This is a genomic window from Chelativorans salis (assembly GCF_025336525.1).
Taxonomy (GTDB): domain Bacteria; phylum Pseudomonadota; class Alphaproteobacteria; order Rhizobiales; family Rhizobiaceae; genus Chelativorans; species Chelativorans salis.
In genome coordinates, this window is record NZ_JAOCZP010000004.1 from 538,021 (window position 1) to 551,610 (window position 13,590).

Sequence of the window (13,590 nt, forward strand, 5' to 3'; positions counted from 1 at the left end):
CTTGCGGAGAGGTTGCCTTGCCTTCACCCTCATCCTGAGCCTGTCGAAGGACGAGGGTGAAGGCACGCAAGGCGGTTTCCCCGTTGTCCATCTCAACCGAACACATGCCCGCCTCCACCTGAGAATGCCTTTTCCTAAAGATCGAGCACCAGCCGCTCCGGATCCTCCAGCACCTCCTTGACGCGCACGAGGAAGGTCACCGCTTCCTTGCCGTCGACAATGCGGTGGTCGTAGGAGAGCGCCAGGTACATCATCGGGCGGATCTTGATCTCGCCGCCGATGACCATCGGCCGCTCCTGTATCTTGTGCATGCCGAGGATGCCTGACTGCGGGGCGTTGAGGATCGGTGTTGACATGAGCGAGCCGTAGACGCCGCCGTTGGAGATGGTGAAGGTGCCCCCCTGCATCTCGGCCATCGACAATTTACCGTCGCGGGCGGCCGCACCCAGCCGGCCGATCTCCTTCTCGACCTCGGCGATCCCCATGCGGTCGGCGTCACGCACCACGGGAACGACCAGGCCGCGCTCGGTGCCGACGGCGACGCCGATGTGGCAGAAGTTCTTGTAGATGATGTCGGTGCCGTCGATCTCGGCGTTGACGGCCGGGATCTCGTGCAGCGCGTGGCAGACGGCCTTGGTGAAGAAGCCCATGAAGCCGAGCTTCACGCCGTGTTTCTTCTCGAACAGGTCCTTGTATTTCTTGCGCAGGTCCATCACCGCCGTCATGTCCACCTCGTTGAAGGTGGTGAGCATGGCGGCGTTCTGCTGCGCCTCCTTGAGCCTGCGGGCGATGGTCTGGCGCAGGCGCGTCATCTTCACGCGCTCTTCGCGCGTCTCGTCCTCGGCCGGCGAGGGCGCGCGGGCTACCTTTGGCGCCTCGGCAGGCTCGCTCGGTGCGGCGCGGCTGCGCTGCTCAAGAGCTTCCAGCACGTCACCCTTGAGCACCTGGCCGTCTTTGCCGGTGCCGGCGACCTCGGAGGCCTTCAGCCCCTGCTCCTTCATCAACTTCGCGGCGGAAGGTGCGGGCGGGCGGGCTGTCTCCTTGGCACCGGCTTCCTTTTCGGCGGGCGCAGCAGGCTCGGGCGCCGCCGCCTCGCCGCGGTCGCGCTTCACGGCGGAGGTGTCTGCCGCGCCTTCCTCGATGCGTGCGAGAAGGGCGCCGACCTGCACCTCATCGCCCGTCTTCACCAGGAGATCGCGCAGCACGCCGGTGACCGGCGACATAATCTCCTGGGCAGCCTTGTCGGTCTCCAGCTCCAGGATTGCCTCGTCGGCCTTCACCGCGTCGCCGACCTTCTTGTAGATTTCGCCGACCCCGGCCTCGGTGACGGACTCGCCGGCCGACGGCACGTGGACCTCGACAAGCTTGCCGCCCGCGCCGGCCGGTCCTTCGGCTTTCTCGGCCTTCATCTGTCCCTGTTCCTTCTTTGCCGGCTTTTCCGCCGGCTTCTCCACGCTGGCGGCCTTGCCGTCGGCGATGGCGCCCAGAAGAGCACCGACTTCCACCGTCTCGCCTTCCTTGACGGCGACCTCCTCAAGCGTGCCGGCGGCGGGGGCGGGGACTTCGACGGTCACCTTGTCGGTTTCCAGTTCGACAATCGGCTCATCGGCCTTGATGGCGTCGCCGACGTTCTTGAACCAGCGGCCGATGGTCGCCTCGGTGACGGATTCGCCCAGTGTGGGAACGCGGATTTCGGTGGCCATGGATTTGCTTCCGTTGGTTCTGTTCGATCGGTGGCTAGATCGTGATGCCTCTTCGCGGAATCGGCATCACGATCTATCTCGTTGTTTTAGCATGATCTTATCCGAAAACCGGTATCCACTTTTCGGGTCATGCTCTAGCTGCCTAACGCGTCTTCCAGGAAGGCCGCGAGCTGTTCCAGGTGTTTCGACATGAGCCCCGTTGCCGGCGAGGCGGCGGCGGGACGGCCAGTGTAGCGCACGCGCTGATGCTTGGCCTCGATATGCTGCAGCACCCACTCCAGATACGGATCGATGAAGGACCAGGCACCCATGTTCTTGGGCTCCTCCTGGCACCACACCATCTCCGCGTTACGGAAGCGCGACAACTCGGTGATCAGCGCCTTTGCGGGGAAGGGGTAGAGCTGCTCGACGCGCAGGAGATAGATGTCGTTGATACCCCGCTTCTCACGCTCCTCGTAGAGGTCGTAATAGACCTTGCCGGAACACATGACGACGCGGCGAATCTTGGAGTCCTTGACGAGCTTGATCTCCTTGTCGAGATATTGCGCATCGTCCCACAGGAGCCGGTGGAAGGAGCTCTCCCCGGACATTTCCGACAGGGTGGAGACCGCCCGCTTGTGCCGCAAGAGCGACTTCGGCGTCATCAGGATAAGCGGCTTGCGGAAGTCGCGCTTCAACTGGCGGCGCAGGATGTGGAAGTAGTTGGCGGGCGTCGTGCAGTTGGCGACCTGCATGTTGTCCTCGGCGCACATCTGCAGGAAGCGCTCCAGGCGCGCGGAGGAGTGCTCCGGCCCTTGGCCCTCGTAGCCATGCGGAAGGAGGCAGACCAGACCCGACATCCTGAGCCATTTGCGCTCGCCTGACGAGATGAACTGGTCGATAATGACCTGCGCGCCGTTGGCAAAGTCGCCGAACTGGGCTTCCCAGAGCGTCAGCGCGCGCGGCTCGGCTAGGCTGTAGCCGTATTCGAAGCCGAGCACGGCTTCCTCGGAGAGCATCGAGTTGATGACCTCGTAGTAGGATTGCTGAGGCCCCAGATTGTTCAGCGGGATGAACCGGTTCTCGTTGCGCTGGTCGTAGAGCACGGAGTGACGCTGGGAAAAGGTGCCGCGTTCGGAATCCTGACCGGACAGACGTACCGGATTGCCATCCAGAAGAATGGAGCCGAAGGCGAGCGCTTCGGCCGTCGCCCAGTCGATGCCTTCGCCCGATTCCATCATCTTCTTGCGGTTGTCGAGGAAGCGCCGGGCAGTGCGGTGGACCTCGAAACCCTCGGGCACCTCGGTCAGCTTCTTGCCGATCTCCTTCAGCGTCTTGACCGGAACGGCGGTCTTGCCGCGGCGCTGTTCGTCCTCGTTGTCGGCTTTTCTCAAGCCGGACCAGGCGCCATCCAGCCAGTCGGCCTTGTTGGGCTTGTAGGACTGGCCGGCCTCGAACTCGGCGTCCAACTGGGAGCGCCAATCGGCCTTCATCTGCTCGATCTCTTCCTCGGTGACGAGACCCTCGTCCAGCAGCTTCTTGGAATAGATCGCGCCGGTCGTCGGGTGGTTGCGGATCTCGCGGTACATGATCGGCTGGGTGAAAGCCGGCTCGTCGGCCTCGTTATGGCCGTAGCGGCGGTAGCAGAACATGTCGATGACGACAGGCTTGTGGAATTGCATGCGGAACTCGGTCGCAACCTTGGCCGCATAGACCACCGCTTCCGGATCGTCGCCGTTCACGTGGAAGATCGGCGCCTCGATCATCTTCGCCACGTCCGACGGATAGGGCGAGGAGCGCGAGAAGCGCGGGTTGGTGGTGAAGCCGATCTGGTTGTTGATGATGAAGTGCACAGTGCCCGCCACGCGATGGCCGCGGAGACCGGAAAGCCCGAAGCACTCGGCCACCACGCCCTGGCCGGCAAAGGCCGCATCACCGTGCAGCAGGAGCGGCATGACCTTGGCGCGCTCGGGCAGCGGCACGACTTCTTCGCGCGTGCGGCCGTAGACCTGATCCTGCTTTGCGCGCGCCTTGCCCATGACGACGGGATTGACAATCTCCAGATGCGAGGGGTTGGCCGTCAGCGACAGGTGCACCGTGTTGCCGTCGAACTCGCGGTCGGAAGAGGCGCCGAGGTGGTATTTCACGTCGCCGGAGCCTTCCACGTCATCGGGGGCGAAGGAGCCGCCCTTGAACTCGTGGAAGATGGCGCGGTGCGGCTTTGCCAGAACCTGCGAGAGCACGTTGAGGCGGCCGCGATGGGCCATGCCCAGCACTATCTCCTTCAGGCCCAGTTGGCCGCCGCGCTTGATGATCTGCTCGAGCGCCGGGATCAGCGCCTCGCCGCCGTCAAGGCCGAAACGCTTGGTGCCCTTGTACCTCACGTCGATGAACTGCTCGAAGCCTTCCGCCTCGATCAGCTTCTGCAGGATGGCCTTCTTGCCGTTCTTGGTGAAGTCCACCCCTTTGTCCGGTCCCTCGATGCGCTCCTGGATCCAGGCCTTCTCCTCGGGGTTGGAAATGTGCATGAACTCGACGCCTAGCGTCGAGCAATAGGTGCGCTTGAGGATCGCCAGCATATCGCGGATGGTGGCGGTCTCCAGCCCCAACACGTTGTCGATGAAGATGGGACGGTCGAAATCGGCCTCGGTGAAGCCGTAGGCCTCGGGCGAGAGCTCGTTGTAATCCTCCAACGGCTTGGCGATGCCCAGGGGGTCGAGATCGGCGTGGAGGTGCCCGCGCATGCGGTAGGCGCGGATCATCATGATGGCGCGTACGGAATCACGCGTGGCGCGATGCACCTCGGCTTCCGTCATCGCGGCGCCCATCTTGGCCGCTTTTTCCCTGATCTTGTTGTCGAAATGGCCTTCCAACGGCGCCCAGTCGCCGTCGAGGGCGGAGACTAGCTCGCCGTTGGCGGTGATCGGCCAGCCCTTCTTCTTCCAGGAAGCGCCGGCGGCGTTCTTCTTCACGTCCGCCGCACTGTCCTTGAATTGGCTGAAATAGGCCCGCCAGTCCTCGTTGACCGAAGCCGGGTCGGCCTCGTAGTCGGCGTAGAGTTCCTCGATATAGGCGGCGTTGCCGCCGTAGAGGAAGGATGTGAGGGAGAACTCGTCGTTGGCCTGATCTTGCCGTGCCATCGCCATTCCCGGAGCTTTTCGCTCCGTCTCCTTATGTTTCGGCCTTCAATCCCGGCCGTTGCGGACCCTTTGGTCCTTACTCGTTACACTCACTTCGCTGGACGCCAACCGGATTGTGCCGGCCGGCGTTCCAGAACTTTTCAGCCCTTGATTGCCTCGACAAGGGTTTTTCCAAGGCGCGCGGGCGAGGGCGAGACCTTGATGCCGGCGCGCTCCATGGCTTCGATCTTGTCTTCGGCGCCGCCCTTGCCGCCGGAGATCACCGCGCCGGCGTGGCCCATGGTGCGTCCGGGCGGTGCGGTACGTCCGGCGATAAAACCTGCCATCGGCTTCTTCCGGCCCTTTTTCGCCTCGTCCAGGATGAACTGCGCGGCGTCCTCTTCCGCCGAGCCGCCGATCTCGCCGATCATGACGATGGATTCGGTCGCCTCGTCGGCCAGGAACATCTCCAGGATGTCGATAAACTCTGTCCCCTTCACGGGGTCGCCGCCGATGCCGACGGCCGTCGTCTGGCCAAGCCCTTCGTTAGTGGTCTGGAACACGGCCTCATAGGTAAGCGTGCCGGAGCGCGATACAACGCCCACCGAGCCCTTCTTGAAGATGTTGCCCGGCATGATGCCGATCTTGCATTCCTCGGGGGTGAGCACGCCCGGACAGTTCGGGCCGAGCAGGCGGGAGTTCGACTTTTCGAGCCGCGACTTGACCTTGACCATGTCCATCACTGGAATGCCTTCGGTGATGCAGACGATGAGCGGAATTTCCGCCTCGATGGCCTCGATAATGGCCGCGCCGGCCCCTGCCGGCGGCACGTAGACCACGGAGGCGTTGGCGCCCGTCCTCTCCTTGCCCTCGGCAACGGAAGCGAAAATCGGCAGCTGCGCCCCGCTCTCGACCGAGCCCCAGGTCTCGCCGCCCTTCTTCGGGTGAACGCCGCCGACCATCTTGGTCCCGTAATAGGCAAGCGCCTGCTCGGTGTGGAAGGTGCCGGTCTTGCCGGTGAGGCCCTGGACGAGAACCTTGGTGTCTTTGTTGACGAGAATGGACATTCTTTCTCCTAAAGCCGCTTCAACTCGGTGACGGTCAAATCACTCTCGGCATTGCCCGTATTCAGGGTCGTGGCGGGCTCGAACATGAGGACGACGGGCTCGGGCGTGAGCGAGCGGGGGCGGTGCTCGACAGTTTTCGGCACGACAATGAACTCGCCCTCGCCAAGCTCCACCGCGCCGTCTCGGAAGTCGATGGCGATCTTGCCGCGCAGGACGAGGAAGGCCTCGTCCTCATTGTCATGGGCGTGCCAGTCGAACATCTCGCCGAATTTGGCCACCTTAACCTGCGAATCGTTCACGTCGCCTGCGATGTGGGGATCGAAGACCTTATGAATCTGCCGGTCGGCCGATTCGAGCAGGTTGATCTTCCGCGGTGGCATGGGACTAGCCCTCTTTCACTGCCGCCACGATCTTCTTCGCCGCATCGTCCAGATCGTCGGCGGGGATGACATTCAGCCCGCTCTCTGAAATGATCTTCTTGCCGAGCGCGACATTCGTGCCTTCGAGACGCACGACCAGCGGCACCTTCAGGCCTACCTCTTTCACCGCGGCGATCACGCCTTCCGCGATCACGTCGCAGCGCATGATGCCGCCGAAGATGTTGACGAGGATGCCCTTCACGTTCGGATCGGCGGTGATGATCTTGAAGGCCGCCGTCACCTTCTCCTTCGACGCGCCGCCGCCCACATCGAGGAAGTTGGCGGGCTCCGCACCATAAAGCTTGATGATGTCCATCGTGGCCATGGCGAGACCGGCGCCGTTCACCATGCAGCCGATGTTGCCGTCGAGGGCGATGTAGGCGAGGTCGTGCTTGGAGGCCTCGATCTCCTTCTCGTCCTCCTCCGTCTCATCACGCAGCGCCACCACGTCCTCGTGGCGGAACAGCGCGTTGTTGTCGAAGGACACCTTGGCATCGAGCACGCGCAGGCGGCCGTTCTTCATGACGATAAGGGGATTCACCTCAAGAAGGCTCATGTCCTTTTCGGCGAAGGCCTTGTAGAGCGTGGGAAACAGCGTCTCGCCGTCCTTCGCCGCATCGCCTTCGAGCTTGAGCGCCGCGTTGAGCTTGGCGACGTCGTCGGCGGTCACGCCCTTGTCCGGGTCGATGGCGAGCGTCAGGATTTTCTCCGGCGTCTCTTCCGCCACCGCCTCGATGTCCATGCCGCCCTCGGTGGAGACGACGAAGGCCGGGCGGCCGACCGTGCGGTCGATGAGGATGGAGAGGTAGAGCTCGCGGTCGATGTCGGCACCGTCCTCGATATACAGGCGGTTCACCTGCTTGCCCTCGGCGCCGGTCTGCTTGGTGACCAGCGTGTTGCCGAGCATCTCGTTGGCGTGGGCGACGACTTCCTCGACGCTTCTAGCAAGCCGCACCCCGCCCTTGGCGTCGGCGCCGAGCTCCTTGAACTTGCCCTTGCCGCGCCCGCCCGCGTGGATCTGGCTCTTCACGACGTAGAGTGGTCCGGGCAGTTTTGCGGCTGCCGCCTCCGCCTCTTCCTGCTTGAAGACCGGAAGGCCCTCGGCGACAGGGGCGCCGTAGCCCTTGAGCAGTTGCTTGGCCTGGTATTCGTGGATGTTCATGGGGCCGGGTCCTACTTCTTCAGGTTGGGCGCGATCTCGGCGCAGGCCTCGCATAGGCCGACGACGGCTCCGACCGAGCTTTCGAACATCTTCTGCTCGGCCTTGTTGAGGTCGATCTCGATGACGCGCTCGACGCCGTCGGCGCCGATCACCACCGGCACGCCGACATAAAAGTCCTTGACGCCGTACTGGCCGGAAAGGTGGGCCGCGCAGGGCAGAACGCGTTTCTTGTCCTTCAGGTAGCTCTCGGCCATCGATATGGCCGCCGACGCGGGAGCGTAATAGGCCGAGCCCGACTTCAAGAGGCCGACGATCTCCGCACCGCCATCGCGCGTTCGCTGGACGATCTGGTCGACCTTCTCCTTTGATGTCCAGCCCATCTTGACGAGGTCGGGGATGGGGATGCCGGCGACGGTGGAGTAGCGGGTAAGCGGCACCATCGAGTCGCCGTGGCCGCCCAGCACGAAGGCCGTTACGTCCTCGACGGAGACCTTGAACTCCTCCGCCAGGAAGTAGCGGAAGCGGGCGGAGTCAAGCACACCGGCCATGCCGACGACATGGCTCTTCGGCAGGCCGGAGAACTTTTGCAGCGCCCAAACCATGGCATCGAGCGGATTGGTGATGCAGATGACGAAGGCCTTGGGCGCGTATTTCTTGATGCCGGCGCCCACCTGCTCCATCACTTTGAGGTTGATGCCGAGAAGATCGTCGCGGCTCATGCCCGGCTTGCGCGGCACACCGGCGGTGACGATGCACACATCGGCACCCTCGATCGCCGCATAGTCGTTGGCGCCAAGGAACTTGGCGTCGAAGCGTTCGACCGGGGAGGACTCGGCGATATCGAGCGCCTTGCCCTGCGGGATGCCTTCGGCGATATCGAAAAGAACGACATCCCCCAGTTCCTTCAGGCCCGCCAGATGGGCGAGCGTACCGCCGATCATGCCGGAGCCGATGAGAGCGATCTTATCGCGAGCCATGTGGTGAAAATCCCCTATTCCATTTGGACGCGCCGGCAGTGCGAAAGTCCGGCAATTACAGGGTTTCGGGCAGGACGAGGATAAGCCCGAGGATCCCGATTGGCATAGTTGGTCACGAAAGGAAATTCAACCGATTATTTTCGCCTCTATGTTTTCAATCGGTTAGATGCATTTTGGCTTACGTAAACGTCAATGATTCTCCCGCTCAAGCGACAGATGTCGCTGCCCGAGCATCTTTCTCCACCCACTTGCGGCTCTGCATCTCCGTGAGGCGCGAGGCGGTGCGCGAGAACTCGAAGACTTCCGTGCCGGAGGGCGCGTTGTAAAGCTGGTCGGGGGCCGCTTCCGCCGAAAGGAAGAGGCGGACACGGCTGTCGTAAAGCGTGTCGACAAGCAGGATGAAACGCTTTGCCTCGTTGCGCTGTGTTGGCGCCATCACCGGCACGCGGTCGATGAAGAGCGTATCGAAGCGCTTGGCGATGGCGAGGAAGTCGCGGGCCCCCAGCGGCTTCTGGCAAAGGTCGGCGAAGGTGAAGCGGGCGGCGCGCCCGGCGGCGCGCGGGACCGTCACCTTGCGGCCTTTGACCGTCAGTTCCTCTTCGCGCACTTCGCGGCCGTCGGTCGCGGTCTCCCACGCCTCGTCCATCAAGCGCTCCGTCTCGGCGTTCAGCGGTGTCATGTAGACCGGCAGGCGGTTGAGCTTCTCCAGCCGGTAGTCCGTTGCCGCTTTGAGGTGCAGGATTGAGGTACGGTGCTTCAGGATGTTGATGAAGGGCTCGAACAGGCCGCGGTTCAGGCCGTCGCGGTAGAGCTCTTCCGGTGCCACGTTGGAGGTGGCGACCAGCACCACGCCCTTGGCGAAAAGGGCGGAGAAGAGGCGCGACAGGATCATGGCGTCGGCGATGTCCGTCACCGAGAATTCGTCGAAGCACAACACCCAGGCTTGCTTTGCCAGGTCGGCCGCCACCGGGGGAATAGGGTCCGTCTCGCGCGCTTCGCCGTTCTTCAGGGCCTCGCGGTGGCGCGCGATGCGGTCATGCACATCTGCCATGAAGTCGTTGAAATGGGCGCGCCGCTTGCCGCGCACGGGGAGGAGCTCAAAGAACATGTCCATGAGCATGGTCTTGCCGCGTCCCACGCCGCCGTGGATGTAAAGCCCGGTGACGGGACCGTCTTTGCGGCGCTTTGCGAAGAGCCAGCCGAGCGCGCTCGACTTGCGGGCCAGCCGCCGCTCCTCGATACGGTCCATCAGCCGGTCGAGTTCGGCCGCCACCTTCTCCTGTGCCGGGTCGCGGGTGACGGCGCCGGTTTCCACCATATGGGCGTAGCGCTGCGCGACGGTGGGATGCGTCACAAGGCCGTCGCGCAGGGACATAGGCGTTACCGGAAGAGGCTGGCAGGTTCAGGGGAATGGCGAGGCGCCGTGGCGCCGCGCCTGCGATTTAGCGGGAGAGCGAGACGGGCATGCCGGTCGTGGTCTGGCCGTCGAGGCGTTCATTGCCGCTTGAATAAAGGCGCGCGATGGTGTCACCGGCGTCATTGTATATCTCGAGCTGTTTTCCTGCGAGGTCCCAGCCACGCATGTCGGCGAGCACTCCCGAACAGCCGCGCGTGCCGCCGCGGGAAGCGTTGCCGTATTTGGTGAGTGTCAGGAACATCTGGCAGCTGGAGCCGCTCGAGTTGACCGCCCACGAGCCGAGCAGGCTGTTCTTGTCGATCTCGGGTGCCGCCGCCGCCGCCGCTGCTTGCGCTCCGGGATCGAGCGCTGCGACATCCGTCCCCGGCTGGTTGGGCGCGGCGGGAAACGCGCCGGCATCGGCCGGTGCGGTGGGCGGGGGAAGCTGGCTCCCGCTCACCGTGCCCGAGGGCGCAGGCCTCAACGGCGCGGGCGACGTCTGCGCCGGGCCGAAGCGGCTGGACTGGCAGCCGGCCAGGCCAAGCGCCAACAGCGAGATGGCGAGAATTCCGGTTTTCGTGTGTGGCATCCCTCTCTCCGTTTTGGGCCGAAGGTCCGCGCCCCAATTGCGCGCAATCGTGGCGAAGATTGGAAATTATCACACACCTTCATGGTTAAGAACCGGTTTCCGTAGAGAAATTACCGCCTGCTGCACGCGGTGCGTGTGTCGAAAGGCAGGGAACCGGCTATGGGAGATCGCGTTATCGCGGAGCGTTCGCCGTTTTTTCGAGGAGCGTTCGCCGTTTTTGCGAAAGGACATTCCCATGCTCGAATGGATTCTCATCCTTCTTATTGTCGCTGCCGTGGCGGCCCTGCTCGGCCTCCACGGTCTTGCCGGCGTGGCCATGACCGGGGCGAAGATCCTCATCGGTATCGTCCTTATCCTGTTTCTGCTCGCCGTCCTTGGAATCTTCACCCTCGCCTGAGACCTCGCGCGTCTGGTAATTTGCGGCGTCATCCGCCATATAGGCGCCAAACCCCGACGGGATCGGAGCCTATGGCGGAACTGGCGCAGTTCGCGAAGATGAACGGGCTCGGCAACGAGATCATCGTTGCCGACATGCGCGGGCGTGCGGATCGGGTTCTGCCCGGCGCGGCCGTTGCGCTCGCCGCCGACCCGGCGACCCGTTTCGACCAGATCATGGCCGTCCACGATCCAAGAGCGCTGGGCACCGACTATTATGTCGAGATCATCAATTCCGACGGCAGCATGGCGCAGGCCTGCGGCAACGGCATGCGTTGCGTCGTGCAGGCGCTTTCCGCCGAGACGGAGAGGAGCCGCTTCATCTTCGAAACCGTTGCCGGCGTGCTGGACGCGGAGGAGCACACGGACGGGCTGATCTCCGTCGATATGGGCCGGCCGCGCTTCGGCTGGCAGGAGATACCGCTGGCCGAAGAGTTTCGCGACACGCGCATGATCGAACTGCAGGTGGGGCCGATTGACGCGCCGGTGCTGCATTCGCCTTCCGTTGTGTCGATGGGAAATCCGCACGCGGTCTTCTGGGTGGACGGCAATGTGAACACCTATGACTTGGAACGCTTCGGGCCGCTCCTTGAGCACCACCCGATCTTTCCCGAGCGCGCCAACATCACCATCGCCCATGTGACGGCGCGGGACGCCATGACCATCCGCACATGGGAGCGCGGAGCCGGGCTAACGCGGGCTTGCGGCTCGGCGGCCTGCGCGGCCGCAGTCTCGGCTGCGCGCACGGGGCGTACGGGACGGCAGGTCACGGTCACGGTTCCGGGCGGGCCGCTTGATATCCTCTGGCGCGAGGACGATCACGTCGTCATGACCGGACCCGCGGAATGGGAGTTTTCCGGCCGCTTCGACCCGGCAACGGGCGAATGGGAACGTGAGAAGGAAGGGGTGGCCTGATGGCGGTGGACGTCGTCACCTTCGGCTGCCGGCTCAATGCTTACGAGTCCGAAGTCATCAAGCGCGAGGCGGGTGCCGCGGGGCTCGGAGGCCTCGACGGCGGAGCCGTCGTCATCAACACCTGCGCTGTGACGGCAGAGGCCGTGCGCCAGGCGCGACAGGCAATCCGCAAGGCCAGGCGCGAGAATCCGGAAGCCCGCATCATTGTCACCGGATGCGCGGCGCAGACCGAGCCCGCCACCTTCGGCGAAATGGAAGAGGTGGACCTCGTTCTCGGCAATGAGGAGAAGCTTCAACGCCATAGCTATCGCGCACTACCTGATTTCGGCGTGAATCGGTTCGAAAAGGTTCGCGTCAACGACATCATGGAGGTGCGCGAGACCGCCTCGCACATGGTGGACGCCATCGAGGGCAGGGCGCGCGCCTTCGTGCAGGTGCAGAACGGCTGCGACCACCGCTGCACCTTCTGCATCATTCCATATGGTCGCGGCAATTCCCGCTCGGTGCCTATGGGCGCGGTGGTGGACCAGGTGAAGCGCCTGGTCGGCAACGGCTATGCGGAGGTGGTTCTGACGGGGGTGGATCTCACCAGCTTCGGCGCCGACCTGCCGGGGAGCCCGCGGCTCGGGCGGCTGGTGCGGACGATCCTGCGACAGGTGCCGGAGTTGCGGCGGCTCAGGCTCTCCTCCATCGATTCCATCGAGGCCGATGAGGACCTTATGACTGCGCTCGCTGAGGAGGAGCGGCTGATGCCGCATTTGCATCTGTCGTTGCAGGCGGGCGACGATATGATCCTGAAGCGTATGAAGCGACGGCATCTCAGGGCCGATTCCATCGCCTTTTGCGCTGAGGTGCGGCGGCTCAGGCCGGACGCCATATTCGGCGCCGACATTATCGCCGGCTTCCCGACCGAGACCGAGACGATGTTCCGGAATTCGCTCGCAATCGTCGAGGAATGCGGGCTCACGCATCTGCACGTCTTCCCCTTCAGCCCACGCGAGGGCACGCCAGCGGCGCGCATGCCGCAACTGCCGCGCACGGTGGTGAAGGAGCGCGCGGCGCGGCTGCGGGTGGCGGGCGAGAAGGCATACCGGGCACACCTGGCGGCACTTCACGGCACCCGGCAGCGCGTTCTCGTCGAGCGGGAGGGCCTCGGCCGCACGGAAGGCTTCACGCTTGCCGCCGTCGAGGGCAAGCCCGGCGACGTCGTCGACGCCTTCGTGACGGGACACGACGGCGAACGGCTGACGACGGTTTCCGCGGAACGCGAAGCGGCTTGAGAGCGTAAGGAATTCATGGCGTTCGGTTTCATCAAAAAGGTCTTCTCCTTCGGCAAGAAGACGGTCGAGGAAAGGTCGGCGGAAGGGGAGACCCTGGCAACCGAGCCGAGGCCGGAATCCCTTCCGGAGCCGGAGCCCAGGCCCGAAAAGCCCGCCGACGTGCCCCCGGCGCCGGAGCCGCCGGAAACACCGGGCGAGCCGGAGCCCACACCCGTTCCGGTACCCGACGAACCGGTCGAGCCGCAGCCCGAAGTTCCGCCGGAGCCCGCGCCGGAGGTTCCGCAGGAGGTGCCCGAGCCGCCACGGGAAGTTCCCGAACCCGCCCCGGAGCAGCCGCCCACGCGGGCGCCCGAGGTCCCCGCTACACCCGAACCGACCCCGCCTTCCCCGCCCCCGGAGGCAACGCCTCCCTTGACCGGGGAAAAGGAGCCGGCTGAGGCTCTTCCAGAGCCAGAGCCAGAGCCAGAGCCAGAGCCAGAGCCAGAGCCAGAGCCAGAGCCAGAGCCAGAGCCAGAGCCAGAGCCAGAGCCAGAGCCAGAGCCAGAGCCA

The 13,590-nt window shown here is 64.2% G+C and carries 11 protein-coding genes and 1 pseudogene; 4 read left to right on the forward strand and 8 right to left on the reverse strand.

The features are described from left to right. Positions 1–134: 134 nt before the first annotated feature. The 8 genes from odhB to N5A92_RS16390 all read right to left on the reverse strand — a co-directional run bounded on the left by odhB (position 135) and on the right by N5A92_RS16390 (position 10,411). Positions 135–1,703: a 2-oxoglutarate dehydrogenase complex dihydrolipoyllysine-residue succinyltransferase gene (gene odhB, locus N5A92_RS16355; protein WP_260904663.1), complete on the reverse strand. Its 1,569-nt coding sequence runs from the start codon at positions 1,701–1,703 to the stop codon at positions 135–137. Between the two features lie 134 nt (positions 1,704–1,837). Next, positions 1,838–4,822, reverse strand: coding sequence for a 2-oxoglutarate dehydrogenase E1 component (locus tag N5A92_RS16360; protein WP_260904664.1), 2,985 nt, complete (start codon positions 4,820–4,822; stop codon positions 1,838–1,840). Between the two features lie 140 nt (positions 4,823–4,962). Next, positions 4,963–5,868 carry a succinate--CoA ligase subunit alpha gene (sucD, locus tag N5A92_RS16365; protein WP_260904665.1) on the reverse strand — a complete coding sequence of 302 codons (906 nt, stop codon included), beginning with the start codon at positions 5,866–5,868 and terminating at the stop codon, positions 4,963–4,965. An 8-nt stretch (positions 5,869–5,876) separates the two neighbouring features. Further along, positions 5,877–6,248 (reverse strand): cupin domain-containing protein, encoded by a 372-nt coding sequence (locus tag N5A92_RS16370; RefSeq protein ID WP_260904666.1) that lies wholly within the window; start codon positions 6,246–6,248, stop codon positions 5,877–5,879. A 4-nt stretch (positions 6,249–6,252) separates the two neighbouring features. Continuing rightward, the gene (gene sucC, locus N5A92_RS16375; RefSeq protein ID WP_260904667.1) at positions 6,253–7,449 is read right to left on the reverse strand and encodes an ADP-forming succinate--CoA ligase subunit beta; all 1,197 of its coding nucleotides are present in this window, start codon (positions 7,447–7,449) and stop codon (positions 6,253–6,255) included. Between the two features lie 11 nt (positions 7,450–7,460). Continuing rightward, positions 7,461–8,426, reverse strand: a complete 966-nt coding sequence (mdh, locus tag N5A92_RS16380; protein ID WP_260904669.1) for a malate dehydrogenase — start codon at positions 8,424–8,426, stop codon at positions 7,461–7,463. A gap of 205 nt (positions 8,427–8,631) precedes the next feature. Beyond that, positions 8,632–9,801: a cell division protein ZapE gene (gene zapE, locus N5A92_RS16385; protein ID WP_260904670.1), complete on the reverse strand. Its 1,170-nt coding sequence runs from the start codon at positions 9,799–9,801 to the stop codon at positions 8,632–8,634. Positions 9,802–9,868: 67 nt separating this feature from the next. After that, positions 9,869–10,411 carry a protease inhibitor Inh/omp19 family protein gene (locus N5A92_RS16390; RefSeq protein WP_260904671.1) on the reverse strand — a complete coding sequence of 181 codons (543 nt, stop codon included), beginning with the start codon at positions 10,409–10,411 and terminating at the stop codon, positions 9,869–9,871. 235 nt (positions 10,412–10,646) lie between these two features. On the opposite strand from N5A92_RS16390, the gene N5A92_RS16395 reads away from it, so the two are divergent. From N5A92_RS16395 to N5A92_RS16410, 4 genes and pseudogenes are all read left to right on the forward strand, one after another. Continuing rightward, entirely contained in the window at positions 10,647–10,808 is a 162-nt protein-coding gene (locus tag N5A92_RS16395; protein ID WP_260904672.1) for a DUF1328 family protein, read from the forward strand. A gap of 71 nt (positions 10,809–10,879) precedes the next feature. Further along, complete coding sequence (gene dapF / locus N5A92_RS16400) at positions 10,880–11,761, forward strand: diaminopimelate epimerase (protein ID WP_260904673.1); 882 nt, start codon at positions 10,880–10,882, stop codon at positions 11,759–11,761. Beyond that, complete coding sequence (gene mtaB / locus N5A92_RS16405) at positions 11,761–13,041, forward strand: tRNA (N(6)-L-threonylcarbamoyladenosine(37)-C(2))-methylthiotransferase MtaB (RefSeq protein WP_260904675.1); 1,281 nt, start codon at positions 11,761–11,763, stop codon at positions 13,039–13,041. The genes dapF and mtaB overlap by 1 nt, the downstream gene beginning before the upstream one ends. A 15-nt stretch (positions 13,042–13,056) precedes the next feature. Continuing rightward, a pseudogene (locus N5A92_RS16410) lies at positions 13,057–13,590 on the forward strand (signal recognition particle-docking protein FtsY); the annotation flags it as partial.